Below are 23777 nucleotides of genomic sequence, written 5' to 3' on the forward strand. Positions count from 1 at the left end.
TCCGGGCGTGCGGCAGCGGCACGCTGCAAATAGACGGGCCGAATGACGCCAGCGTGGAACATCAGCCGCCTCGGCGCAATACGCCCCGCGACAGGCGATGGCCGAATGCGCCGCTGCCTCCGTATCAGCGGCGGGCATCACGGAACGCCGGTGCCGGTTGCCAGAGCGTGGCGGCATGATCCTGCGCCGTGGACAGTTGCGCTTCCGGCATCCGCGCCATCAGCCAGTCCAGGGTGACGCGATGCTGCTTCTGTCCGGCCGCCACCGCGGCGGAGGTCCAGGCATAGGCATGCATGAAATCCTGCGGCACCGCGACCCCCCGGGCATACATCTGCCCGAGATTGGCCATCGACGGCCCGTGCCCGCGCCGCGCGGCCAGATCGAACCAGTGATGGGCCCGCTCAAGATCTGTCTGGGTGGGAGCATCAAGGCTCAGGTAGGCCCAGGCCAGCCGGAATTGCGCGACCGGATCGCCGCCCGTCGCAGCCGCCAGCACATCGGTCACGGCGTCGGACGCAACATCCAGCGGCGCAATGGCAGGATCGGGGCCCAGGCCGCCCGGAACTTCGCCGGCAGACTGGCCGGCCTGCGCCCGCGCCAGCCACATCCGATGCATCTCGTCGCTCTGCTCGACCCCGAAACCGTTTTCGTACATGCCGGCCAGATTGCCCATGGCCGAGGTCAGGCCCATCTCGGCCGCCTGCTGGAACAATGCGAAGGCGCGGTCGTAATCCTGCGCGACACCGTGCCCACGCACGTACAGCAGGCCAAGGTTGTTGAGCGCCCGCGCGTCGCCCCCGTCCGCCGCGATTTCGAACAGGCGCCTGGCCTCGGCATAGTCCTGCTCGACCCCGGTGCCCGCCATGTGGAGGGTGGCCAGTGACGTGGTCGCGGCGACAAGCCCCTTGTCCGATGCAGCGCGATAAAACCCGACCGCAGCGGCAAGGTCTTCCGGCCCGCGGTTGACGGCCTCAAGCGCCGTTCCGAGGTCGAGGATATGCTGCGGGTCGCCCTGATCGGCAGCCTTGCGCAGCCACTCCAGCGCCGCCTCGGTGTCCTGCTCGACGCCAAGCCCGGCATAAAGATGCTGGCCGTACCGGTTCTGGGCCTCGGCAATGCCCAGTTCCGCGGCCTGTCGGAAAAGCCGGGCGGCTTCGGCATGGTTTAGCAGCACGCCGTCGCCCTCGGCCAGCTTACGGCCCAGCCGCACTAGGGCTTCGGGATGACCCTCTTCGGCATAGGCGTAGAGGTTCTCCAACGTCGGCTGGACCACCTGCGCCACCGCGGCGGATCCGCAGCCGAGCAGTCCCGCGACAACAACGGCGGGCAGGGCGATCTTCCGGCGCATCATTGGCTGTCGCGCTCAATCGGGACCGGCGCGTTTCGGATGCGCTCGAAAAAGGCGGTGGCCTCAGCCTGTGCCTGCGCGACCTCTTCCCCGGTCATCAGATCGGTCAGCGCATCACGCAGCGGCGCGGCCTCCGAAAGCCCCCGCGCGGCCGCGATGTTGAACCATTTGTGCGCCGCGACCATGTTAGCCTCGGTGCCGCTGCCCTGCGATATCATCCGGCCAAGCTCCAGCTGAGCCTTCGGGAAATCCGCCTCGGCGGCCTTGGTCAGCCAGCCTACGGCGGTCTCGGCATCGCGCGGGGCATCGGCGCCGTCCTCGGTCGCGGCATAGTAAAGCCCGACCCCGTGCATCGCCTCGCGCATGCCGCCCCCGGCCTTCTGCAGCAACCAGTCCAGCGACTCCGTGTCGCCCGCATTGGCGGAAAACAGCACCCACGGCACGGTGTCGCCCGGCGCGACCCGGCCGCCGAGGTAATTCGCTGCGGCCAACTGCCCAAGCTTGCGCCGCGCCCGGTCCGACCCCTGGCTTTCCGCGCGCAGGTAGAACTGGAACGAGGCGTCGATATCGCGGGGCACGCCATCGCCGTCCTCAAGGATACGCGCGGCCTGGAAACTCGCCTGCGGAAGCCCGTTTTCCGAGGCCGCTGCGAAATGCTTCAGCGCGCGGGCGGGGTCGCGCTCGACCACTTCGCCGGACAGCAGGATCAGTCCAAGGTTCAATTGCGAGCCGGCCTCGTCCTGTGCTGCCGCCGCCTCGAACCAGCGCATGGCTTCGTCGATATTGCGCTCGGCCCCTTCACCGCGCAGATAGGCCACGCCAATCCACCGCTGGGCAAGCGGATGGCCGTTCTCGGCGGCACGGCGATACCAGTCGAAGACATTTGCCGATGCCTCGCCGTCCGCCGTATGTATGGCCCCGGTCTCGAAGTTGCGGGCAAGCTCGAACTGGGCCCGGGGATCGCCCGCCTCTGCGGCCTTGGCCAGCCAGCCGATGGCGGCTTTCGGATCGGCATCGACATGACGGCCCTGGCTGAGCACCTCGGACATCCGGTACTGCGCCCTGACATCGCCCGCCTCGGCGGCCCGGGTGAGCAATTCGATCGCCTCGGCAGCGTCCTCTTCGGGGCTGTTCTGCAAGAGGTAATCACCCAGCAGATAGGCGGCCTGCACGTCCCCAAGCCCGGCCGCGCGCGTCCACAGATCGCGCACCCGGTCGGTTGTGCTCTCTGCCTGCGGGACCGCCGTCGCCCGTTCGATCTGCCCAAGAATGCGAAGGGCGACCGGGTGGTCCTGTTCGGCGGCCCGGTCCAGCCAGCCTTCGCCGGCCGCGCGGTCGACCGGCCCGCCAGAGCCGCGCAGCAGCATCAGCGCAAGATCGACCTGCGATGGCGCGTGCCCGGCCTCGGCCAAGGTGGTGAACCTGCGGCGTGCGGTGACGAAATCCCCGGCTTCATAGGCGGCTCTGGCGTCTTCGCGCGGCTCGGCAAAGGCGGCGTCCGCAGGCACATCCTTGGCGGCATCCTGCGCGACCACCGTCTCGGACACCAGTATCAGGGCAAGGGCACCCAGACCCAAAAGGCGCAATGCCTCGAATTTCGATTGGCGGAAGGTCGGTGACACAACGCGGTTCCTTTGAAAATACATGCTCGAATACGCGCGCCTGACGGGATCGGAGCGCTGTAGGTCTAACACGTCGGAACCGGGGTGCCATGTCAAGGCCGTGGCCCGCGATACCCCCTGCACGACTGCTTCGGGGGATCACAAACAACAACGCCGCCCGGAAGGGACGGCGCAACACATCATCTGTAAGGGTATTCGGTGGGGCTCAGCGGCCCCAGCTGCGGACCGCACCGCAATCCATGTGTACGAAGTTCGAGCTCGAGTAGCGTCCAACGCCCCCGGCGCGGCATGCGGCACCTGCCTTGGCGATCTGCGGAACCGTCCGGCCCTTGAGGCTGACATCGGCGGCCTGACCCTTGAGGTGCAGGGAGTTCTTCGCAACACCGCTGGACCGCGAACGGAGCATGGCATTGGTTTTCGGGCTTCGATAACCCGAAAGCAGCATGTAAGGTTCCGACACGTCGAGCAGATTGTGCGAAGCTGCCAGAATGTCGATGGTCCGCAGGTCGATATATTTGACGTCATTCGTGCGCCAATCGCGCATGAATTTGTGCACTTCTTCGACCGCATCCTTGATGTATTCGCCCTCGACCCAGTAGATCATGTCGAGCCGTTCACCGGTTCTGGCCGAGTACATCTTGATGCGCCGAATGTCGCCACCGCCGCGCAGGAAGCCTGCTGCATTGGTGTAAGTCGGTGCTGCTGTTACCAAAGTTGCCGCAAACGCGCCCAAAAGGCCACGCCGCGAGATGTCGCTGCGTCGAGTGTTTGTCATGTCGTATTGCGCCTGTCCGTCGCTCTCTAAAAGTTCAGTTCGCGATGTTACGCGAAACCTGCCATCTCTTCCCCAGATGCGTGATCTGTATGCCACATGCGGTTTTTATCTCCAACACTGGATTCCCGGGTTCCCGGGAACCTGTCCTTCTTGGGCAAAAACCCGCTCAAATCGGGGGATGCATGGCAAGATTGCGCACATCCATGATCTTTTTAGACCCGGGCAAGGAACCTTGCCCGACCCCCTTAGGTTAGGGCAGTGAGCTTAAGAAATTGTGAGTAGACAAAGGGGTAGCCCCAGTTACCATGAGCAGAGGTAATTTCAGGGTTCCCGGAGGGACGGAATGACGCATTTACGCAAGAGCAGCCCGGTGCGCGGGTTGTTTACAGGTTTTGCACTCGCAGCGACAGTCTTCATCGCGAATCCGACACCGGCAATGGCCGATGTAACGGCCTTCACCCAGGCAGTGGCCGAGTCGGCTTCGACCGACCGGGAAATCGCCGCCTTTTATCGTGAGAACAAGTTCGCGCCACTGTGGACGGGCGACACCGATCTGCACAAGGCACGTCGTTCGGCGCTGCTGACCGCGGTATCGACCGCCGGTCTCTATGGCCTTCCCGCCGCGAACTACGATCCCGACATGTTGCGCCGCAAGATGGCCTCGGTATCGACCGGGGCCGAGCGCGGCGTTCTCGACGTCGAACTGAGCCGCATCTTCCTGCAGTTCACCCGTCACATGCAGACCGGTGTGCTGGACCCCCGCAAGCTCTCGAAGGGCTTCAAGCGCGAGGTCCCTGTGCGCGATCCCCTCGCCAACCTGCGCGACTTCGCCGCCGCCAATCCCGATGCCTTCTTCCGCAGCATCATCCCGACCGCACCGGAATACACCCGCCTCGTGCGCGCCAAACTGGAGCTTGAGCGCAAGCTGGCCAGCGGCGGCTGGGGCGCGACCGTACGGGCCGGATCGATCGAACCCGGTCAATCGGGCCCTGCCGTCATCGAATTGCGCAACCGCCTCGTCGCGATGGGCTATCTCCAGCCGTCCTCGACCGGCCGCTACGACGCAACGATGGAACAGGCCGTGCATCAGTTCCAGCTCGACCACGGATTGAAGGCCGATGGCGTTGCCGGTGGCAGCACCCTGCGGGAACTCAACGTGCCGATCACTGAACGCCTTAAGTCGGTGATCGTCGCGATGGAGCGTGAGCGGTGGTTGAACCGCCCGCGCGGCGATCGCCACGTGCTGGTGAACATCCCCGACTTCAAGGCGCGCATCATCGACAACGACAAGGTCACCTTCGAGACCCGCTCGGTTGTCGGCAAAGATACCCGTGACCGCGAGACGCCCGAATTCTCGGACGTTATGGAGTACATGGAGATCAATCCGTACTGGTATGTCCCCCGGTCCATCATTGCCGAGGAATACCTGCCGTCGCTGCGCGCTAACCGCTATGCCGCCAGCCATATGGAAGTGACCGACGCACGTGGCCGGGTGGTGCCGCGTTCGCAGGTGAACTTCGCCCAATATTCGATCCGGACGTTCCCCTTTAACCTGCGCCAGCCGCCGTCGAACAAGAATGCGCTGGGTTTGGTGAAGTTCATGTTCCCCAACGCGCACAACATCTATTTGCACGATACGCCGGCCAAGAGCCTGTTCTCACACGACCGTCGCGCCTATTCGCACGGTTGTATCCGGCTGAACGATCCGTTCGAATTTGCCTATGAACTGCTGTCCAGGCAGACGGATGATCCGGTGAATTACTTTCAGTCGCGCCTGCAGTCGGGTCAGAATATCCAGGTTCCGCTCGAGCAGCCGGTGCAGGTCCACATCATCTACCGGACCGCCTATACTGACGCCAAGGGCCGCGTGATGTATCGCGACGACGTCTACGGCCGGGACGCGCTGGTGTTCGACGCGCTGCGCAACGCAGGGGTGGCGCTGACCTCGGTAGACGGATAAACCCGGCCTCGCACCATATGCGAGGCCCCTCATGACCCACAGTGTTCACGACATAGCGGTGGCGCTCGGCTGCGAGGCAGCGGGCGCCACCGACATTTTGATCGACGGGTTGCGCGAGCCGGGCGACGCCGGGCCCGCGCATCTGGCCGTGGCGATGAAGCCCGAATACGCCGAGGCGATGACCCGGGGATCGGCGCGCGCGGCGATCCTCTGGGCCGGCGCCGACTGGCAGGCGATGGGACTGGACGCTGCGATCTTCGCCAGCCGTCCCCGCTATGCCATGAGCGATCTTTCGGCGCTGATGGATCCCGGGCCGCAATACGGCGCGGGCATCCACCCCACCGCCGTGATCGACCCGTCCGCGGAACTCGGTGCCGGCGTCCAGGTCGGCCCGATGACCGTCATCGGACCCCGCGCAGTGATCGGCGCCGGATCTGTTATCGGCCCGCAAAGTTTCATCGGCGCCGACGCCCGCATCGGCGACAACGCCCTGATCCGCGAACAGGTCACGATCTGCCATGGCGCCCGCATCGGTGCGCGTTTCATCGCCCAGCCTGGTGCCCGCGTCGGCAGCGACGGTTTCTCCTTCGTCACACCCGAGGAAAGCGGCGTCGAACGGGCGCGCAGCACGCTGGGCGATCAGGGCGAGACGTCGGCTCAGGCCTGGGCGCGCATCCACTCGCTGGGATCGGTGACCATCGGCGACGATGTCGAAATCGGCGCCAATTCCTGCATCGACCGCGGCACCATTCGCGACACCACCATCGGCAACGGCACCAAGCTCGACAACCTCGTGCACGTCGGCCACAACTGCGAGATCGGCGACAACTGCCTGCTCTGTGGCATGACCGGCGTCGCCGGATCGGTGAAGATGGGCAACAATTGCGTGATGGGCGGCAAGGTCGGCATCAGCGACAACATCTTCATTGGCGATAACGTAATCGCCGGCGGCGGCACCAACATCATGTCGAACGCCCCGGGCAACCGCGTCCTGCTGGGCTATCCGGCCACCAAGATGGACAGCCAGATGGAAATGGTGAAGGCGCTGCGCCGCCTGCCGCGCATGATGCGCGAGTTCTCGGCGTTGAAAAAAGCGGTTTCAAAGGCGGATCAGAGTGACTAAATCCACCTCAGGCATGTCAGGCGGGGGGTAGACCGATGGATGTGAAGCAAAAGGTGATCGAAATCATCGCGGAACAGGCGGTGCTGGAACCCGAAGACGTGACCATGGACTCGACGCTGGAAGAACTGGGCATCGACAGCCTTGGCCTGGTCGAAAGCATCTTCGCCATCGAAGAGGCCTTCGACATCTCGGTCCCATTCAACGCCAACGCCCCCATGGAAAGCGACTTCGACATCTCGACGGTGGCCTCCATCGTTGTCGGGGTCGAGCGGCTGATCAAGGAGCAGAAGGCGACCGCCTGACTGCGCAAAAGACTTCGAGGGACGAAAGCGACATGAAGCGGGTTGTCATCACCGGGGCCGGTACGATCAACGCGCTCGCCCACAACGTCCCCGACACGCTGGCCGCGATGCGCGACGGCAAGTGCGGCATCGGCCCGCTGGACATCCCCGACATCGAACGCCTTGCCATCCGGATCGGCGGGCAGGTGCGCGATTACGACCCCGAGACCCGGTTCAACCGGCAGGAATTGGCGCTCTACGACCGGTTCACCCAGTTCACCCTGATCGCCGCGCGCGAGGCGCTGGCGCAATCCGGGCTCGAATTCTCGGGCGAACTGGCCACCCGCTCCGGTGTCGTCCTCGGCAATTCCGGGGGCGGGATGACCACCCTCGATGAAAACTACCGTTCGGTCTACGAAGACGGCAAGAACCGCGTGCATCCCTTCGTGGTGCCCAAGTTGATGAACAACGCCGCGGCAAGCCACGTTTCCATGCAATTCAACCTGCAAGGCCCGTCCTTCACGGTCTCGACCGCCTGCGCCTCGTCCAACCACGCGATGAGCCAGGCGTTCCAAATGGTGCACGGCGGCATGGCCCCGGTGATGCTGACCGGCGGATCGGAATCGATGCTTTGCTTTGGGGGCGTCAAGGCCTGGGAGGGCCTGCGGGTGATGTCCAAGGACGCCTGCCGCCCGTTCAGCGCCAACCGCAACGGCATGGTTCAGGGCGAGGGCGCGGGCGTCTTCGTCTTCGAGGAATTGGAACACGCCCGCGCCCGCGGGGCCGAGATCCTTGCCGAGGTGGTCGGCTTCGCCATGTCCTCGGACGCCGCCGACATCGTCATGCCCTCGAAAAGCGGTGCGGCGCGGGCGATCCGCGGCGCGCTCAAGGACGCGCGGCTGTCGCCCTCGGACGTGGGCTATATCAATGCCCATGGCACCGGCACCGCGGCCAATGACAAGACCGAAAGCGCGGCGGTGGCCGATGTCTTCGGCGCCCATGCAGACAAGCTGATGATCTCGTCGACCAAGTCGATGCACGGCCATCTGATCGGCGGCACCGGCGCGGTGGAACTTCTGGCCTGCATCATGGCGGTCCGCGACGGGGTGATCGCCCCCACCATCGGCTACGAGGAGCCGGACCCGGAATGCGCGCTCGACGTGGTGCCCAACGAGGCCCGCGAAGCGCATGTCGAGGTGGCGCTGTCCAACGCTTTTGCCTTCGGCGGGCTCAACGCGGTGCTGGCGCTGCGCAAGTTCTGAACCCGTTGTCGCGCAGGCCGGCATGAAAAAGCCCGGACCGCACGCAGGCGCCCCGGGCTTCCTCTGATGTCATGTGCTTCTGCGCAGGGCGGTTACTGCGCCCGCTCCGCGGCATAGGCGATGGCGCGTTGGTAGTTGCCGCTGTCATTCCAGGCCGACAGGACCCGGAAGTTCGCGGTGCCCTGACCGAAGGGCGCCCCGGCCCGCCAGCCGTTGCGTGCCAGCATGTTCGCGGCCGAGGCCAGCGCGTCGGTAGCGTTGTAGGGATCGGCGCGGCCATCCCCGTTTCCGTCGACACCGTACTTCAGCCAGTTGCCGGCGAGGAACTGCATATGGCCCAGCTCACCCGACGGGCCGCCTTGCTTGTTGGCCGAGATCACGCCGCGGTCCACCAGCGACAGCGCTGCGATGGCGTGCGGCTCGAACCGGGGGTGGCGCCGGCAGTAAGACGCCAGCGTCACTGCTCCGCCGACGATCGGCGTGTTACCAAGGTATCCACCCCAGCTTGTCTCCAGCCCCCAGATCGTTGCAAGCACGGACCCCGGCACCCCGAAACGGCGCTCGATAGAGGCGAAGGTGTTGGGGTTGGCGCGCATCTTGGCCTTGGTGCGCTGGATGAATGCATCCGCCGAACTGCCCGAGCGCTTGGCAAGGAACCGCGCCGGATCGCCCTGCAGGGTGCCGCTCTGGCTCGAAGGGTTGGATTCGAAGCGCCATGTGATGCCCGACAGGCTGGCCGACTGCAACGCGTTCAGCCCGCGCTGGCCAACGCCGCTGCGCTGCGCCTCTTGCGCCAGCTGGGCCTTGTAGGAGTTGAAGCCACCCTTGGAGGTGATGCATTGCGCGGCCTGAAGCGCCGGGGCCGAGAGGCCGAAAATGATGGATACTGCGATGGTAAACCTGCGCATGGCGAGATCCCTTAACCAATTATCGTTCCCTGTTCAGAGTAGCGGCGAAACCGGTTCCGTCCAGAAAATTTCCCCCGCGTCAGGCAAAAGCCAGCACGGCGATCACCACGATCGCCACGGCCAGCGCCGATGCGATCTGCGCCAGCCGCTTCATCCGTGCCGGATCCGGGGCCGGTCCGCCGCGGCCGGCACGGAACGCCGCGAGGTTGAGCATCACCGCCACCGCCGTCAGCCCCACCACCAGCAGCACCTTGAGGATGAACCAGACCCCCAGCGCGCCGTCATGCAGCGACAGCCACATCCACAGGCCGGTGATCCAGAGCACCAGCAAGGCACCCGCCGACACCTGTCCCAGCCGCACCCGGATCGGCATGACCGTGGCCATCGCCTCCGCGCCCCGGCCGGCCGCGACCTTCATCATCACCAGCCCGGCAAGCCCGAAGCCCACGCCGACGGCCATCGCAAGGTAATGCAGCATCTTCAGCAAGATCATCCGTCCCTCCGTTTTCCGTCAGCCTAACACAAAAAGGGCGCCCCAGAGGACGCCCTTTGATCGACTGCGTAGGCCGGGCTTCAGCCCGGCACCACCTCAGCAGCTGTAGTACATGCCGAACTCGACCGGGTGCGGCGTGTGTTCGTAAAGCTCGATCTCTTCCATCTTCAGCTCGATGTAGCCTTCGATCTGGTCCTTGGTGAAGACGTCACCGGCCAGCAGGAAGTCCATGTCCTTCTGAAGCTCTTCCATCGCCTCGCGGAGCGAACCGCAGACGGTGGGGATGCCTTCCAGCTCTTCAGCCGGCAGGTCGTAGAGGTTCTTGTCCATCGCCTCGCCGGGATCGATCTTGTTGATGATGCCGTCGAGACCGGCCATCAGCAGCGCCGCGAAGCACAGGTAGGGGTTGGCCGAGGGATCGGGGAAGCGCGCTTCGACACGTTTCGCCTTGGGGTTCTCGGTCCACGGGATCCGCACGCAGCCCGACCGGTTGCGGGCCGAATAGGCGCGCAGCACCGGTGCCTCGAAGCCCGGGATCAGACGCTTGTAGCTGTTGGTCGACGGGTTGGTGAAAGCGTTGAGCGCTTTGGCGTGCTTCAGGATGCCGCCAATGAAGTACAGGGCCTCTTGCGAAAGGTCGGCATACTTGTCACCGGCAAAGAGCGGCTTGCCGTCTTTCCAGATCGACATGTTGCAGTGCATGCCGGTGCCGTTGTCGCCATAGATCGGCTTCGGCATGAAGGTCGCCGACTTGCCGTAGGCCTGCGCCACGTTGTGGATGACGTACTTGTACTTCTGCAGCTCGTCGGCCTGTTTGGTCAGCGAACCGAAGATCAGGCCCAGTTCGTGCTGGCACGACGCCACTTCGTGGTGGTGCTTGTCGACCTTCATGCCGAGGCGCTTCATGGTCGAGAGCATTTCCGAACGGATGTCTTGGCCATCGTCGGTCGGGTTGACCGGGAAATAACCGCCTTTGAGGCCCGGACGGTGGCCGGTGTTGCCCATCTCGTATTCGGTGTCGGTGTTCCACGACGCGTCAAGCGCGTCGACCTCGTAGGAGACCTTGTTGATCGAGTTCGAGAAGCGGACATCGTCGAACAGGAAGAATTCGGCTTCCGGACCCCAATAGGAGATGTCACCGATGCCCGAGGACTTCAGGTAGGCCTCGGCCTTCTCGGCGGTGCCGCGCGGGTCGCGGTTGTAGGGCTCGTTGGTGTCGGGCTCGACGACCGAGCAATGCACGCAGACGGTCTTCTCGGCATAGAAGGGGTCGATGTAGGCGCTGTCGCAGTCGGGCATCAGTTTCATGTCCGAGGCTTCGATCGACTTCCAGCCGGCGATGGACGAGCCGTCGAACATGAAGCCTTCTTCGAGGAAATCCTCGTCGACTTCGCTTTCGATGACGGTCACGTGCTGCAGCTTGCCGCGCGGGTCGGTGAAACGGATGTCGACGTAGGCCACGTCCTCATCCTTAATCAGCTTGAGCAGGTCCTTTGCGCTCATGTCTATGTTCCTCGCTTGGTTCAACTTGGTGTTCGTGTCCCGGACCGGGTCCGGGATCTCATGGATGCGGGGGGCTGACGGGAGGCCCCGGATCAGGTCCGGGGCTGCGGCCCGCCCCTAAAGCGCGTCGGAGCCGGTTTCGCCGGTCCGGATGCGAATTGCCTGTTCGACGGTGGAGACGAAGATCTTGCCATCGCCGATCTTGTCGGTCTTGGCGGCATCGACGATGGCCTCGATCGCCTGGTCGACCTGTTCGTCGTCCAGCACCACCTCGATCTTCACCTTGGGCAGGAAGTCGACGACGTATTCCGCGCCGCGGTACAGTTCGGTATGGCCTTTCTGACGGCCAAAGCCCTTGACCTCGACCACGCTGAGACCCTGGACGCCGACGTCCTGCAGCGCCTCTTTCACTTCATCGAGCTTGAACGGCTTGATGATTGCCTCGATCTTTTTCATGTAAAAACCTCCTCGCACCCTTGCTCGTGCCGCTCAGACCACTTCTGATGGGGGGGGACAATCGGCAGGGTCGGTCCATCGCATGTTTTCCATGCACGAGATCTGTGGGCGCCCAAAGAACGGGCGTTTTGCACAGAAATCAGGCAGAATTGAATCCGAGGGAAATTACATGACGGAATTGCTTACCGCCGCCCAAATGCGCGCCATCGAACAGGCGGCGATCGGCAGCGGCAAGGTCACCGGGCGTGAACTGATGGACCGCGCCGGGGCAGGGGTGGTCGAGGCGGTCTTCGAGTCATGGCCCGACCTGGCCCAAGGGGCGCACCGCGCGGTGGTGCTCTGCGGGCCGGGAAACAACGGCGGCGACGGGTTCGTCGTGGCGCGGCTTCTGGAGCAGCACGGCTGGCAGGTCGAGGTCTACCTGCTTGGCGATCCCGAAGCCCTGCCGCCGGATGCGCTCGCCGCGCATGATGCCTGGACGGCCTGCGGGACCGTCCGGCCCTTCACCGATGACACGCACCGCGATCCGGTACTGTGCGATCCGCATCCCGACCTCTGGATCGACGCCATGTTCGGCACCGGTTTGAACCGCCCGCTGCCCGACCTCGCAACCCGAATGATGCACCGGGTCTATTACGAGCAGAACTGGTGCACGGCACCGATCGTCGCCATTGACCTGCCGTCCGGCATCAATGCCGACACCGGCCAGTCCGTCCAGCCGTTTCACCTGACAGCGTCGCTGACGGTCACCTTCCACGCGCGCAAGATCGGTCACGAAAAGGGCGATGGACCAGCGCGGTGCGGCAAAGTGGTGGTCAAGGATATCGGATTGTGAGCGCAGCCCCGGAGAGGATCACCATCGGTCCGAAGATGCTGGCGCGTCTGTCGAAGTCCGCCGCATCCCACAAATACGCGCATGGCCATGCGCTGATCCTCACCGGCGGTTTCGGCAAGACCGGCGCCGCGCGGCTGGCGGCGCGGGGCGCGCTGCGCATCGGTGCGGGGCTGGTGACGCTGGGCGCGCCGGGATCGGCGCAGATGGAGGTGGCCTGCCAAATCACGGCGCTGATGCTCGCGCGGGTCGAGGATGCGGCGGGATTGCTCACGCTGCTGGAGGACGGCCGCATCAATGCCCTCTGCCTCGGCCCGGGGCTGGGCAAGGACAGAGCCCGCGATCTCCTGCCTGCGGTGCTGGGCAGGATGGATGCTCAGCCCCCGTCCCGCCAAGGGTCCGTGGTGCTCGACGCCGATGCGCTCAGCGCCTATGAGACCGATCCCAACACGCTCTTCGACATGTTGCATGGCCGCTGCGTGCTCACCCCGCACGGCGGTGAGTTCGCCCGTCTGTTTCCCGACCTCGCCGAGCGGTTGGGCAAGGCACCCGGGGACGCGGCGGCCCTGTCCAAGGTCGACGCCACGCGCGCCGCCGCCAAGCGGGCGGGCTGCGTCGTGCTGCACAAGGGGCCGGACACGGTGATCGCCGATCCCACAGGCCGTTGCGCGGTCAACGCCGCCGCAGATGGACGCGAAGCGCCCTGGCTGGCCACCGCCGGGGCCGGCGACGTGCTGGCGGGGTTCATCGCCGGGCTGCTGTCGCGCGGGTTCGATCCGATGCCGGCCGCCGAATGCGCGGCCTGGCTGCACGTGGAATGCGCCCGCAGCTTCGGCCCCGGCCTGACCGCCGAAGACTTGCCCGAGCAATTGCCCGGCGTGTTCCGGGCACTGAGCCTCTAGGCGGTCTGGGGGGCGGCTGCCGCCGCGCTCTCCACCTCGACCCCGTCGGCATAAAGGATACGCGGTGCATCGAACACCAGTTGCACCAGCCGCAGCGGCTCTCTCGGGCCCCTGGTGACGAACTTGCCATCCACCAGCCGCGCCACCGGCACCAGCATCTGGTCGCGGCCGAACAGGGCCCGCGCCCGCCAGTCGCGCACAAGGATGCGCTGTGTGGCCGGCAGGATCATGTCTTCGTCGGGACGGCAATGGCCCAGCGATCCGGCCTTGATGCGCACCGTCTCGCCCTCGGCGTCGATCACCCGCAGGCCGCGCAGCACTGCCGTGCCGACGTCACGGGTGATGATCCTGTCGCCCGGCGTCAGGAACTCGACCGGCATTTCGCCATCGAGCGTCCACAGCCGTGTGCCGGCCAGAAGTCCGTTGTTCTGATATGTTGATAGCGCGCCTGTCCCGGCGGGGCCGGGATGCGGATCTGTCCACTCTGCGCGCCCGACCGTTTTCGGTTTCATGGGCGTACCTGTATTCACTGCCTTCGTTTTTTCCACAGGATAGACCAACATCCGGTAAATGTCGTGAATTTTCTGGGACCTGCAGCAGCGAAATCCTCTCGCATCCCGGTTCAAGCTTTGCTAGAGACCTGCGGGCGCGGGCCTTGTGCAGCGCAATGCGGGTGTGGCGGAATTGGTAGACGCACCAGATTTAGGTTCTGGCGCCTTTGGCGTGGGGGTTCGAGTCCCTTCACCCGCACCACTAATCTTCTATGCAAACCCTGTAGGGTGGGTTTCCAACCCACCTCGCACCCTCACCCAAATGCAACGCAAGCCGGTCCAGCGGCAGCCCGTCACGCCATGGGCGTGCGAACTATAAACGGCGCACCTTTGGTGCGACGGGGCGGGCCGCCGCTGGCCCGGCGCTTTCGGCTTGATTCCGGGCCCCGCTAACGGACCAAGCCATTGGACACCGTTCGCGAGCCACGTGCATGTGTCCGCATGGTTTACGCAGATACCATCATTGCGCGGCGTTTGCCGGGGGAAAAAGGTGGATCAAATGCGATCTTTGCAGTCAACCAGTCAGGACAGAGTCCCCATGGTTTGGCCGGAACCCTCCTGGCATCGCCATCTGCGCAAAGTGTTGTCGAAATGGGAAAACCGAAGGCCTTTCGAAAGGTCAGGAAGAGGCCCTCGTTAGGTTTCTCAAGAAAGCTGGGCTGACAATGAAAATGGCAAGAAACGCAAAAGGCTTCCTGATATTTCCTGTGGAAATCGTTAGGGTTGCGCCTTGGGACAGACGTTAAAGGGGGTGGTGCGGCGGAAGTGGCCCATGAAACGGCGGTGTCAAACCAACCGCGACACATCCTTCGCCGCCCGCACGAAATCCTTGAACAACGGATGCGGCTCGAACGGCTTCGACTTCAGCTCCGGGTGAAACTGTACCCCGATGAACCACGGATGGTCCTTCCATTCCACGATCTCCGGCAGCTTGCCGTCCGGTGACATGCCCGAGAACACCAGCCCGTGTTCTTCCAGCTGCTCGCGGTATTTGGTGTCCACTTCGTAGCGGTGCCGGTGCCGCTCGTCGATTGCCAGCGCGCCATAGACCTGCGCCACGCGAGAGCCCTCTTTCAGCGTCGCGTCATAGGCGCCCAGCCGCATCGTGCCGCCCTTGTCGTCCGCGGCGGACCGGGACACCTTCTCGTTGCCCTGCACCCATTCCTTCAGGTGATAGACCACCGGCTCGAACCGTTTCTTGCCGGCCTCGTGGTCGAATTCCTCCGACCCCGCGCCGCGCACGCCCGCGACGTTGCGCGCCGCCTCGATCACCGCCATCTGCATCCCGAGGCAAATCCCGAGATAGGGCACCTTGTGCTCGCGCGCATATTGCGCCGCCTTGATCTTGCCCTCGGTGCCGCGCTCGCCGAAACCGCCGGGCACGAGGATCGCATGGAATCCCTCAAGGTGCGGCGCCGCATCCTCGCGGTCGAACAGCTCCGCGTCGACCCACTCGACCTTGACGCGCACCCGGTTGGCGATGCCGCCATGGGTCAGCGCCTCGGCGATGGACTTGTAGGCGTCTTCCAGCTGCGTGTACTTGCCGACAATGGCCACCCGCACCTCGCCCTCGGCGTTGTGGATGCGGTCGCTCACGTCCTCCCACTTCGACAGGTCGGGCCGCGGGGCGGGCGAGATCTGGAAGGCATCCAGCACCGCCTGGTCCAGCCCCTCGCGGTGATAGGCCAGCGGCGCGTCATAGATCGTCGCCATGTCCTGCGCCGCGATCACCGCATCGGGCCGCACGTTGCAGAACAGCGCCAGCTTCTCGCGCTCCTTGGCCGGGATCGGCCCTTCCGAGCGGCACACCAGGATGTCCGGCGCGATGCCGATGGACCGCAACTCCTTGACCGAGTGTTGCGTCGGCTTGGTCTTCAACTCGCCCGCCGCCTTCATCCACGGCAGCAGCGTCAGGTGCATGAAGATGCACTGCCCGCGCGGCTTGTCCTGCGAAAACTGGCGGATCGCCTCGAAGAAGGGCAGGCCCTCGATGTCGCCCACGGTGCCGCCGATCTCGCACAGCATGAAATCGACCTCGTCCTCGCCGATCGAGATGAAGTCCTTGATCTCGTTGGTGACATGCGGGATTACCTGGATGGTCTTGCCGAGGTAATCGCCACGCCGCTCCTTCTCCAGCACATTGGAATAGATCCGCCCCGAGGAGACCGAGTCGGTCTTGCGCGCCGCCACCCCGGTGAACCGCTCGTAGTGGCCAAGGTCGAGGTCGGTCTCGGCGCCGTCGTCGGTCACGAAGACCTCGCCATGCTCAAAGGGCGACATGGTGCCCGGATCGACGTTGAGATAGGGATCGAGCTTCCTCAGCCGGACAGAGAACCCGCGCGCCTGCAACAGGGCGCCCAGCGCGGCCGAGGCCAGCCCCTTGCCAAGCGAAGAGACGACACCGCCGGTGATGAAGATGAAGCGCGCCATATGCTCTGGAAACTCCCGTGATAACCTGTTTGCCCACACGGTTTGGGAAGCCCCAAAAACCGATGTGCCACGGGACTCCATACGTAGGGGATTCGCGTGGATTTAGCAAGCCGACCGCAACATGCTGTTGCGGTGATTAACGTTGCGACAATGGATTGTGGATGCGCCGGGATGGCCCCGGCGCAGGGGCGCCTCAGTCGGCGCGCGGCACCAGCGGTGCGTTGTCGTCCGCGCCGGGCGGCAGCAGGTCGTCGCCGGGCAGGGCCGGCGTGGTGGCCGGCGCGTCCAGTTCCTCTGCCGAGGGCGGTGCCAGCCGGTCGATGACCGAAGAGCCCGATGCGTTCTGCGCCGCCATGATGGTCAGCGTGATCGAGGTCACGATGAAGGCCGCGGCCAGAACCCATGTGATCTTGCCCAGCGCGGTCGCCGCCGAACGGCCCGAAACCGCCCCGCCGCCGCCGCCGCCGATCCCGAGCCCGCCACCCTCGGAGCGTTGCATCAGCACGACGCCGATCAGCGACAAAGCCAGCAGCAGGTGAATGATCAGGACGACGTTTTCCATGGGGCCTCGCGCGGGGACTGCGGTGTTGCCGGGCTATGTAGGCGCAAAGCCCATGAGGCGCAACCCGTCACCGCGTGCCGTGGGGACGCCAACCCGGGGCAGGGCGGCGGCCACCTGTCACCGCCGGCCCGTTGCGCCACCAAGGGTCCGGCCGGGTGCCGAACCCGCCCGCGGCATGTCGCGACGGTTCAGAGGCCAAGCTCCCGCCGCGACGCCAGCGCGAGGTCCTTGGCAAGCGCTTCCGGCATCGGCTTGCGTGACGAGAAGGTGACGCCGGTCTTGCTGGCCTTCAACCCGGCGGCTGTAATGTCATCGGCACAGGCGGCAATGGCACCGGCCGAGACGTAAAGACCGCATTGCTTGCTGAAAGCGGCATAGCCGGCGATGATCGACGACCCGAAGCCGAAACCCGGCATGTCATAGGCAATCAGTTCCTCCGCATCGGGCAGGGCCTCTGACAGTAAGCGGCGTAATTCGGCCAGCAGGGGGCGGAATTGCTCTGGTGCGGCGGCGATATAGGCATCGTGGTCGGCATATTTCGACATGTCTCATCTTGCGCGCCAAGGCACGGCCGATCAAGCGTCCCGCGGCCCGGACTGCGACCAAGGATCCGGCCGTATCCCCCGGCACAAACAAATTCACGGTTTCACCCCTTCGCCGCAGCCGCTATATCGGCGCGGGTTTGGCATCACAGAGAAGGAAGTGGCATGGCCAATGTTGTCGTGGTCGGCGCACAATGGGGCGACGAGGGGAAAGGCAAGATCGTGGACTGGCTCTCTGAGCGGGCCGACGTGATTGCGCGGTTCCAGGGCGGCCACAATGCCGGCCACACTCTCGTCATCGACGGCGAGGTCTTCAAGCTGCACGCGCTGCCCTCGGGCGTGGTGCGCGGCGGCAAGCTCTCGGTAATCGGCAACGGCGTCGTGCTCGACCCGTGGAACCTGCTCAAGGAGATCGAGACCATCCGCGCCCAGGGTGTCGAGATCTCGCCCGAAACCCTGATGATCGCCGAGAACACGCCGCTGATCCTGCCCTACCACGGCGAGCTTGACCGCGCCCGCGAAGAAGCCGCCTCCAAGGGCACCAAGATCGGCACCACCGGCCGCGGTATCGGCCCCTGCTACGAGGACAAGGTCGGCCGCCGCGCCATCCGCGTTGCCGATCTGGCCGATCCCGCCACGCTTGAGGCCCGCGTCGACCGCGCGCTCCAGCACCACGACCCGCTGCGCAAGGGCTTGGGCGTCGAGGCCATCGACCGCGACGCGCTGATCGAAAAGCTGAAAGAGGTCGCGCCGCAAATCCTGCCCTATGCCGCGCCGGTCTGGAAGGTGATGAACGAGAAGCGCAAGGCCGGCAAACGCATCCTGTTCGAAGGCGCGCAGGGCGCGCTTTTGGACATCGACTTCGGCACCTATCCCTTCGTCACCTCGTCGAACGTGATCTCGGGGCAGGCCGCGACCGGCGTCGGCATCGGGCCGGGCGCCATCGACTACGTGCTGGGCATCGTGAAGGCCTATACCACCCGCGTCGGCGAAGGCCCGTTCCCGACCGAACTGGACGACGACGATGGCCAAAGGCTGGGCGAGCGCGGCCACGAATTCGGCACCACCACGGGCCGCAAGCGCCGCTGCGGCTGGTTCGACGCCGCGCTGGTGCGTCAGACCTGCGCCGTCTCCGGCGTCAAGGGCATCTCCCTGACCAAGCTCGACGTGCTGGATGGGTTCGACACGCTGAAGATCTGCACCGGCTACGACCTCGACGGCAAGACGCTCGACTACCTGCCCACCGCAGCCGACCAACAGGCCCGCTGCAAGCCGATCTACGAAGAGATGCCGGGCTGGTCCGAGTCGACCGAAGGCGCGCGCAGCTGGAACGACCTGCCCGGCAACGCGGTCAAATACGTGCGCCGTATCGAAGAGCTGATCGAATGCCCGGTGGCGCTGCTCTCGACCTCGCCCGAGCGCGACGACACCATCCTCGTCACCGATCCTTTCGCGGACTGAGCGCGATGGCGGACCGCAAAGGCCTCAGCTACAAGGCCCGCCGCCGCTGGTCGCTGGTGATCCTGCTCATCGGATTGCCGGTCTACATCGTGGCGGCGGTCAGCCTTGTGAACATGCTCGAACGGCCGTCGCTTCTGGCCGAACTGCTGATCTACGTGAGCCTCGGCATCCTCTGGGCGCTGCCCTTCCGTTTCGTCTTCCGCGGGGTGGGGCAGGCCGACCCCGACAGCGACGAGGGCGAATAGCCCCCGCCGACCCGCGGTCTGGCCGCACGTCACGCGTGTGACGCTCGGCAGAGTGTCGCCCATATGGGGATTGCCCGGCGCCGCCGTCCCGGTCTAGCGTCGCATATGGTCGCGATTCCCGGACAACATGCTGCGGACAATCCCTTTCTCGGCATCCTGCTGATGCTGGGATTCTGTGTGCTGGCCCCGCTGGGCGACGCCATCGTCAAGCTGCTGGGCGAAACCGTGCCCCTGTTTGAAATCCTCACCATCCGCTTCCTCATTCAGGCCGTCGTGCTCTCTGCCATCGTTCAGGCAACGGGTCGCGCATGGCAGATGTCGCGCCGGGTCTTCTGGCTGGCCTGCCTCCGCGCGCTCTTGCACATCGCCGGAATCGCCGCGGTCTTCGTCTCGCTGCGCTACCTGCCGCTGGCCGAGGCCATCGCCATCGCCTATGTCATGCCCTTCCTGATGCTGCTGCTCGGCCACTACGTCCTGCACGAGGAAATCGGCGCCCGCCGGGCCTGGGCCTGCGTCGTGGGCTTCGCGGGTACGCTGATGGTGGTGCAACCCACCTTCGCCGATGTCGGCTGGCCGGCGCTGATCCCGCTGCTGGTGGCGGTGATCTTCGCGCTCTTCATGCTGGTCACCCGCCAGATCGCGCGCGAAACCGACCCGGTGTCGCTGCAAGCCGTCAACGGCGTCATGGCCTCGGTCGTGCTGGTCCCGGCCTCGCTGATCTGCCACCAGCTGCACGTCAGCCATTACGTCACCCCCAGCACGCAGGACCTCTGGCTGCTGGCCGCCATCGGCGTCACCGGCACCGTGGCGCACCTCCTGGTGACATGGTCGCTGCGCCATGCCCCCTCGGCCACGCTCGCACCGATGCAATACCTCGAGATCCCGGTGGCCACGCTCTACGGCTGGCTGATCTTCTCGGACCTGCCTAACGGCCTCGCCGCTGTCGGCATCTGCATCACCATCGCCGCCGGGCTCTACATCGTCATCCGCGAGCGCTCCATGGCGCGGACCCCGCCGCTAGAACAGCCCTGACCGCCACGTCCAGCGCATCGCGCGGAACAATCACCAGCATCCCCGGACCGCCCATCCGCACCACCACCTCTTCGGCCACCACCTCGTTCGAGGTGCCCACCCGCTCACCCGGCGCAAACTCCAGCCCGTCGATCGGCCAGCGCAACCCCTCGCTTTGCCCGCGCACCGGGCGCATCGGAAACAGCGAGAACCGGCTGCCCACCGGCAAGGCCAGGCGCAGCTCTCGCGGCGCCTGGAACACCACGTCGTCGCCGCCGATCAGCAGGCAGGGTCGGTCCGGCCGCGCCGCCACCCGGCTCAGCACCGACAACTGGTGATCCAGCCGCATCCCCAGAAACCCGAGCCCGAGGATCAGCGGCGCGTCGATGTTGCGCAAACACTTGTCGAAGTCGGTGCTGTCCTGTTCGGCGATGTGAAACAGGCTCTCGGTCGGCAAGGCCGCGAAGGTCCGCGCATCGAGCGAATCGAAATCGCCGATCACCGCTTCCGGCGTCACCCCGTGGCGCAGCAGCACCGCCGCGCCGCTGTCCGCCGCCACCGCCCGCTTGGCCCATTTCTGCGCAACAATCAGGTCCGCATGCCGGAACTCTCCACCGCCTGCCAACAATATTGGCTCGGAAGCGCGGACAAAGGGGTGATTCATGGCGTATTAGCCTCATTTTAGTGGAAAGGTCACATTCAGGTCACGAAATGATACGCTGACCGGCACAGATTCGAGCCGCTTTGGCCGGGACCATCATGATAAACATGGTTTCGCAGGTATTTGGAAGGCGAGCACCGATGGTACAGACGAACAAGATCCTGACCGTCTCTTACGGCACGTTCTCGTGCACTCTGGAGGGTTTCGACGAATCCTTCGAGACGATGAAGGCGATAGCCGAGTATTTCCGCGATCTCGCGGCCGACGACAGGTACTTCGGCGCCGAGCCGCCGACCCCGGATGCCGAGATGCTGGCCCGGATCGCCGAAAAGGAAATCTCCCGCCGGGTCGAAGCCCGGTTCGAGAATGACGGCATCGTGCTGCGTCCGTCGCTGGCCGCCGCCACGGCGGCGGAAACCGCGCCCGAACCGGTTGCACAGGCCCCGGAGGCCGCCGCCGACGGGTCCGATGAGGACGTCCAACCTCAAGCCGCCGACGAGACGCCGACCGATGACGCGCTCCCGGTCGAGGCAGACGAGGCGGACGAGGCAGACGCCCCCATGGCCGAAGCCCAAGACGCCGCGCCGGAAGAGGCCGGGGAAGAAGCCGGGGACAACACCCCCGTCGCCGCCGAGGATGTCTCCGCCGAGGACGACACCCCGCAGGCCGACAGCGCGGAAGACGTCACCGAAGCCGACACCGCCGACGAAGCCACCTCCGAGGCCGAAGCCGAGACCACCGAGGTTGAGGTCGCACCGGCCAAGCCGGCAACCACGAGCGTGCCCGAATCCATCGCCGAGAAGCTCGCCCGCATCCGCGCCGTTGTTGCCTCGGCCGCCGCCAGTGTCGGCCGCAGCGACACCGCCGCCGAGACCGCCGAAACCGACGCCCGCGACAGCGACGAAAGCCAGGAAGACGACACCACCGTCGGCAACGTCATGTCCACCCTCGCGTCCGGTGACGGTGGCGACGCCTTGGCCGAACCCGCCGAAGCGCCGCTGTCGCTCGGCGACGAATACGCCGTGACCGACGACGCCGACGACGCGCCCTCCGAAAGCTTCGACCTCGCCGCCGAGGCCGAACTCTACGACGTCCGCCCCACCTCGGACGACGAAGAAGAGGCCGCCGCCGAGGAGGCCCGCGCCGAGGAAGAAGCCCGCGCTGCCGCCGAAGCCGCAGCCGAGGAAGAAGCCCGCGCCGCTGCCGAAGCCGCCGCCGAGGAAGCCCGCGCCGAGGAAGAAGCCCGCGCCGCTGCCGAAGCCGCCGCCGAGGAAGCTCGCGCCGAGGAAGAAGCCCGCGCCGCTGCCGAAGCCGCCGCCGAGGAAGCCCGCGCCGAGGAAGAGGCCCGCGCCGCCGAAGCCGCAGCCGAGGAAGCCCGCGCCGAAGAAGAAGCGCGCGCCGCCGAAGCCGCTGCCGAAGAGGCCCGTGCCGAGGAAGAGGCCCGCGCCGCCGCCGAAGCCGCCGCCGAGGAAGCCCGCGCCGAAGAAGAGGCCCGCGCTGCCGAAGCCGCCGCCGAGGAAGCCCGCGCCGAAGAAGAAGCCCGCGCTGCCGCCGAAGCCATCGCCGCAGAGGCCCGCGCCGCTGCCGAAGCTGCCGGGCAATCCGCCCGCGCCGCGGCCGAAGCCGCCGCCGAAGCCGCCCGCGCTGCCGCCGAAGCCGCCGCCGAAGAGGCCCACGCCCGGCTGGAGGATCGTGACCCCGAGCGCGCGGATGACCAGCCGCAGGCGGACATCGACACCGCCGCAACTGCCGACGCCGACGCAGAAGACACCCCCGAAGCCGAAGCCGAAGACACCCCTGAAGCCGAAGACACCCCTGAAGCCGAAGCCGCCGAAGCCGCGCCGACGCGCGTCGCGCCGCGCCGCCCGGTCCGCGTGGTCAAGGTCAAGCGCCGCCCCGCCGCCGATCCGGCCCCGGTCGAAACCAGCCTCACCCCCGAGGACGAAGAAGACCTGGCGCGCGAACTGGCCGAGGTCGAAGCCGAATTCGGCGACGACACCCAGACCGAGCAGGACACCGGCAGCGCCATTTCCGACGCGGTCGAGGAAACCACCCGCGCGGTCCGCGTCATGGCCCGCCGCGACCGTCGCGACAGCTTTGCCGAGGATGAGGGTGACGTTTCGCGCCTGCTGGCCGCGACCGACGAACAGCTTCAGGAACCCGAAGGCCGCTCGCGCCGCAACGCCATCGCGCACCTGCGCGCCGCCGTCGCCGCCACCCGCGCCGACCGCGGCAGCGATGACAAACCTGCCCGCGGCACCGATCCCAGCGACGCCTACAAAAGCGATCTCGCCCAGGCGGTGCGCCCGCGCCGCTCGACCACCGGCGAACCCACCACCGAACGCCCGCGCGTCGCGCCGCTCAAGCTGGTGGCCGAACAGCGCGTCGACCTGCCGCAGGACGAGACCCCGGCAACCGCTGCCGCCTCGGTGCGTCCGCGCCGCGTGTCGATTCCGCTCGAGCGGGACGAAGACGAAGACGCCGGCGGTTTCGCCAGCTTCGCCGAAGAGGCCGGCGCATCCAGCCTGCCGGACCTGCTGGAAGCCGCCGCCGCCTACATGTCCTTCGTCGAAGGCCGCGACGAATTTTCGCGCCCGCAGTTGATGACCAAGGTGCGCCAGGTCGAACGCGGCGACTCGAGCCGCGAAGACCGCCTGCGCAGCTTCGGCCAGCTCCTGCGTGACGGCAAGATCGAGAAGGTGCAGGGTGGCCGGTTCACTGCCTCCGAAACCATCGGCTACCGTCCCGACGACCGCGCCGCCGGTTAGGCCGATACACTTTCCCTCAAACTGGCCGGGGCGTCACAGCCTCGGCCTTTTTCGTGCGCCCGCCGCGCCATTCACCCGAAG

General features: G+C 65.9%; 20 protein-coding genes, 1 tRNA gene and 1 pseudogene. 10 read left to right on the top strand and 12 right to left on the bottom strand.

What is annotated here, in order from left to right; genetic code table 11:
* Positions 1-124: 124 nt before the first annotated feature.
* The 3 genes from AC04PT_RS01695 to mepK all read right to left on the bottom strand — a co-directional run bounded on the left by AC04PT_RS01695 (position 125) and on the right by mepK (position 3745).
* Positions 125-1348, bottom strand: coding sequence for a tetratricopeptide repeat protein (locus AC04PT_RS01695; protein ID WP_482871756.1), 1224 nt, complete (start codon positions 1346-1348; stop codon positions 125-127).
* Complete coding sequence (locus AC04PT_RS01700; RefSeq protein WP_482871757.1) at positions 1348-2970, bottom strand: SEL1-like repeat protein; 1623 nt, start codon at positions 2968-2970, stop codon at positions 1348-1350. Before AC04PT_RS01700 ends, AC04PT_RS01695 begins: the two co-directional genes overlap by 1 nt.
* Before the next feature lie 205 nt (positions 2971-3175).
* Complete coding sequence (gene mepK / locus AC04PT_RS01705) at positions 3176-3745, bottom strand: peptidoglycan L,D-endopeptidase MepK (protein ID WP_482871758.1); 570 nt, start codon at positions 3743-3745, stop codon at positions 3176-3178.
* 436 nt (positions 3746-4181) lie between these two features.
* Between mepK and AC04PT_RS01710 the strand changes: the two genes are divergently transcribed.
* The 4 genes from AC04PT_RS01710 to AC04PT_RS01725 are packed head-to-tail and all read left to right on the top strand — an operon-like array spanning position 4182 to position 8371.
* Positions 4182-5705 carry a L,D-transpeptidase family protein gene (locus AC04PT_RS01710; RefSeq protein WP_482871759.1) on the top strand — a complete coding sequence of 508 codons (1524 nt, stop codon included), beginning with the start codon at positions 4182-4184 and terminating at the stop codon, positions 5703-5705.
* 31 nt (positions 5706-5736) lie between these two features.
* The gene (gene lpxD / locus AC04PT_RS01715) at positions 5737-6828 is read left to right on the top strand and encodes a UDP-3-O-(3-hydroxymyristoyl)glucosamine N-acyltransferase (RefSeq protein WP_482871760.1); all 1092 of its coding nucleotides are present in this window, start codon (positions 5737-5739) and stop codon (positions 6826-6828) included.
* Positions 6829-6863: 35 nt separating this feature from the next.
* Entirely contained in the window at positions 6864-7130 is a 267-nt protein-coding gene (locus AC04PT_RS01720) for an acyl carrier protein (RefSeq protein WP_482871761.1), read from the top strand.
* Between the two features lie 32 nt (positions 7131-7162).
* Positions 7163-8371 carry a beta-ketoacyl-[acyl-carrier-protein] synthase family protein gene (locus tag AC04PT_RS01725; protein WP_482871762.1) on the top strand — a complete coding sequence of 403 codons (1209 nt, stop codon included), beginning with the start codon at positions 7163-7165 and terminating at the stop codon, positions 8369-8371.
* Between the two features lie 92 nt (positions 8372-8463).
* On the opposite strand, the gene AC04PT_RS01730 is transcribed toward AC04PT_RS01725, so the two are convergent.
* The 4 genes from AC04PT_RS01730 to AC04PT_RS01745 all read right to left on the bottom strand — a co-directional run bounded on the left by AC04PT_RS01730 (position 8464) and on the right by AC04PT_RS01745 (position 11731).
* Positions 8464-9279 carry a lytic murein transglycosylase gene (locus AC04PT_RS01730; RefSeq protein WP_482871763.1) on the bottom strand — a complete coding sequence of 272 codons (816 nt, stop codon included), beginning with the start codon at positions 9277-9279 and terminating at the stop codon, positions 8464-8466.
* A gap of 79 nt (positions 9280-9358) precedes the next feature.
* Complete coding sequence (locus tag AC04PT_RS01735; protein WP_482871764.1) at positions 9359-9772, bottom strand: hypothetical protein; 414 nt, start codon at positions 9770-9772, stop codon at positions 9359-9361.
* A 96-nt stretch (positions 9773-9868) separates the two neighbouring features.
* A complete protein-coding gene (gene glnA, locus AC04PT_RS01740; protein WP_482871765.1) occupies positions 9869-11275 on the bottom strand; it encodes a type I glutamate--ammonia ligase in 1407 nt (468 codons plus the stop codon).
* Between the two features lie 117 nt (positions 11276-11392).
* Positions 11393-11731, bottom strand: a complete 339-nt coding sequence (locus AC04PT_RS01745) for a P-II family nitrogen regulator (RefSeq protein ID WP_482871766.1) — start codon at positions 11729-11731, stop codon at positions 11393-11395.
* Between the two features lie 169 nt (positions 11732-11900).
* On the opposite strand from AC04PT_RS01745, the pseudogene AC04PT_RS01750 reads away from it, so the two are divergent.
* Positions 11901-13465, top strand: a pseudogene (locus tag AC04PT_RS01750) (NAD(P)H-hydrate dehydratase).
* On the opposite strand, the gene AC04PT_RS01755 reads toward AC04PT_RS01750, so the two are convergent.
* Positions 13462-13977 carry a Hint domain-containing protein gene (locus tag AC04PT_RS01755; protein ID WP_482871767.1) on the bottom strand — a complete coding sequence of 172 codons (516 nt, stop codon included), beginning with the start codon at positions 13975-13977 and terminating at the stop codon, positions 13462-13464. The pseudogene AC04PT_RS01750 and the gene AC04PT_RS01755 sit on opposite strands and share 4 nt — an antisense overlap.
* Positions 13978-14134: 157 nt before the next feature.
* Between AC04PT_RS01755 and AC04PT_RS01760 the strand changes: the two genes are divergently transcribed.
* Positions 14135-14218: transfer RNA gene (locus AC04PT_RS01760), tRNA-Leu, on the top strand.
* A 584-nt stretch (positions 14219-14802) separates the two neighbouring features.
* Here AC04PT_RS01760 and AC04PT_RS01765 read toward each other — a convergent pair.
* From AC04PT_RS01765 to AC04PT_RS01775, 3 genes are all read right to left on the bottom strand, one after another.
* Positions 14803-16446, bottom strand: a complete 1644-nt coding sequence (locus tag AC04PT_RS01765; RefSeq protein ID WP_482871768.1) for a CTP synthase — start codon at positions 16444-16446, stop codon at positions 14803-14805.
* Positions 16447-16639: 193 nt separating this feature from the next.
* On the bottom strand, positions 16640-17008 hold the full coding sequence (gene secG / locus AC04PT_RS01770; protein WP_482871769.1) for a preprotein translocase subunit SecG: 369 nt from the start codon (positions 17006-17008) through the stop codon (positions 16640-16642).
* Positions 17009-17196: 188 nt separating this feature from the next.
* Positions 17197-17553 (bottom strand): iron chaperone, encoded by a 357-nt coding sequence (locus AC04PT_RS01775; protein WP_482871770.1) that lies wholly within the window; start codon positions 17551-17553, stop codon positions 17197-17199.
* A 162-nt stretch (positions 17554-17715) separates the two neighbouring features.
* On the opposite strand from AC04PT_RS01775, the gene AC04PT_RS01780 reads away from it, so the two are divergent.
* From AC04PT_RS01780 to AC04PT_RS01790, 3 genes are all read left to right on the top strand, one after another.
* On the top strand, positions 17716-19011 hold the full coding sequence (locus AC04PT_RS01780; protein WP_482871771.1) for an adenylosuccinate synthase: 1296 nt from the start codon (positions 17716-17718) through the stop codon (positions 19009-19011).
* A gap of 5 nt (positions 19012-19016) precedes the next feature.
* Positions 19017-19256 (top strand): DUF2842 domain-containing protein, encoded by a 240-nt coding sequence (locus tag AC04PT_RS01785; RefSeq protein ID WP_482871772.1) that lies wholly within the window; start codon positions 19017-19019, stop codon positions 19254-19256.
* 105 nt (positions 19257-19361) lie between these two features.
* A complete protein-coding gene (locus AC04PT_RS01790; protein WP_482871773.1) occupies positions 19362-20288 on the top strand; it encodes a DMT family transporter in 927 nt (308 codons plus the stop codon).
* On the opposite strand, the gene AC04PT_RS01795 is transcribed toward AC04PT_RS01790, so the two are convergent.
* A complete protein-coding gene (locus AC04PT_RS01795; protein ID WP_482871774.1) occupies positions 20239-20895 on the bottom strand; it encodes a thiamine diphosphokinase in 657 nt (218 codons plus the stop codon). The two genes, AC04PT_RS01790 and AC04PT_RS01795, sit on opposite strands and share 50 nt — an antisense overlap.
* Before the next feature lie 173 nt (positions 20896-21068).
* Between AC04PT_RS01795 and AC04PT_RS01800 the strand changes: the two genes are divergently transcribed.
* Positions 21069-23696, top strand: coding sequence for a hypothetical protein (locus tag AC04PT_RS01800; RefSeq protein WP_482871775.1), 2628 nt, complete (start codon positions 21069-21071; stop codon positions 23694-23696).
* The last annotated feature ends 81 nt before the right edge of the window (positions 23697-23777 follow it).

This window comes from Litorisediminivivens sp. KMU-197, from assembly GCF_056858395.1.

Bases quoted from the DNA above. Each gene is read 5' to 3' on its own strand.
- AC04PT_RS01695 (WP_482871756.1), bottom strand. From the start codon at position 1,348: ATGCGCCGGAAGATCGCCCTGCCCGCCGTTGTTGTCGCGGGACTGCTC.
- mepK (WP_482871758.1), bottom strand. From the start codon at position 3,745: ATGACAAACACTCGACGCAGCGACATCTCGCGGCGTGGCCTTTTGGGC.
- AC04PT_RS01710 (WP_482871759.1), top strand. From the start codon at position 4,182: ATGGCCGATGTAACGGCCTTCACCCAGGCAGTGGCCGAGTCGGCTTCG.
- lpxD (WP_482871760.1), top strand. From the start codon at position 5,737: ATGACCCACAGTGTTCACGACATAGCGGTGGCGCTCGGCTGCGAGGCA.
- AC04PT_RS01720 (WP_482871761.1), top strand. From the start codon at position 6,864: ATGGATGTGAAGCAAAAGGTGATCGAAATCATCGCGGAACAGGCGGTG.
- AC04PT_RS01725 (WP_482871762.1), top strand. From the start codon at position 7,163: ATGAAGCGGGTTGTCATCACCGGGGCCGGTACGATCAACGCGCTCGCC.
- AC04PT_RS01730 (WP_482871763.1), bottom strand. From the start codon at position 9,279: ATGCGCAGGTTTACCATCGCAGTATCCATCATTTTCGGCCTCTCGGCC.
- AC04PT_RS01735 (WP_482871764.1), bottom strand. From the start codon at position 9,772: ATGATCTTGCTGAAGATGCTGCATTACCTTGCGATGGCCGTCGGCGTG.
- glnA (WP_482871765.1), bottom strand. From the start codon at position 11,275: ATGAGCGCAAAGGACCTGCTCAAGCTGATTAAGGATGAGGACGTGGCC.
- AC04PT_RS01745 (WP_482871766.1), bottom strand. From the start codon at position 11,731: ATGAAAAAGATCGAGGCAATCATCAAGCCGTTCAAGCTCGATGAAGTG.
- AC04PT_RS01755 (WP_482871767.1), bottom strand. From the start codon at position 13,977: ATGAAACCGAAAACGGTCGGGCGCGCAGAGTGGACAGATCCGCATCCC.
- AC04PT_RS01765 (WP_482871768.1), bottom strand. From the start codon at position 16,446: ATGGCGCGCTTCATCTTCATCACCGGCGGTGTCGTCTCTTCGCTTGGC.
- secG (WP_482871769.1), bottom strand. From the start codon at position 17,008: ATGGAAAACGTCGTCCTGATCATTCACCTGCTGCTGGCTTTGTCGCTG.
- AC04PT_RS01775 (WP_482871770.1), bottom strand. From the start codon at position 17,553: ATGTCGAAATATGCCGACCACGATGCCTATATCGCCGCCGCACCAGAG.
- AC04PT_RS01780 (WP_482871771.1), top strand. From the start codon at position 17,716: ATGGCCAATGTTGTCGTGGTCGGCGCACAATGGGGCGACGAGGGGAAA.
- AC04PT_RS01785 (WP_482871772.1), top strand. From the start codon at position 19,017: ATGGCGGACCGCAAAGGCCTCAGCTACAAGGCCCGCCGCCGCTGGTCG.
- AC04PT_RS01790 (WP_482871773.1), top strand. From the start codon at position 19,362: ATGGTCGCGATTCCCGGACAACATGCTGCGGACAATCCCTTTCTCGGC.
- AC04PT_RS01800 (WP_482871775.1), top strand. From the start codon at position 21,069: ATGGTACAGACGAACAAGATCCTGACCGTCTCTTACGGCACGTTCTCG.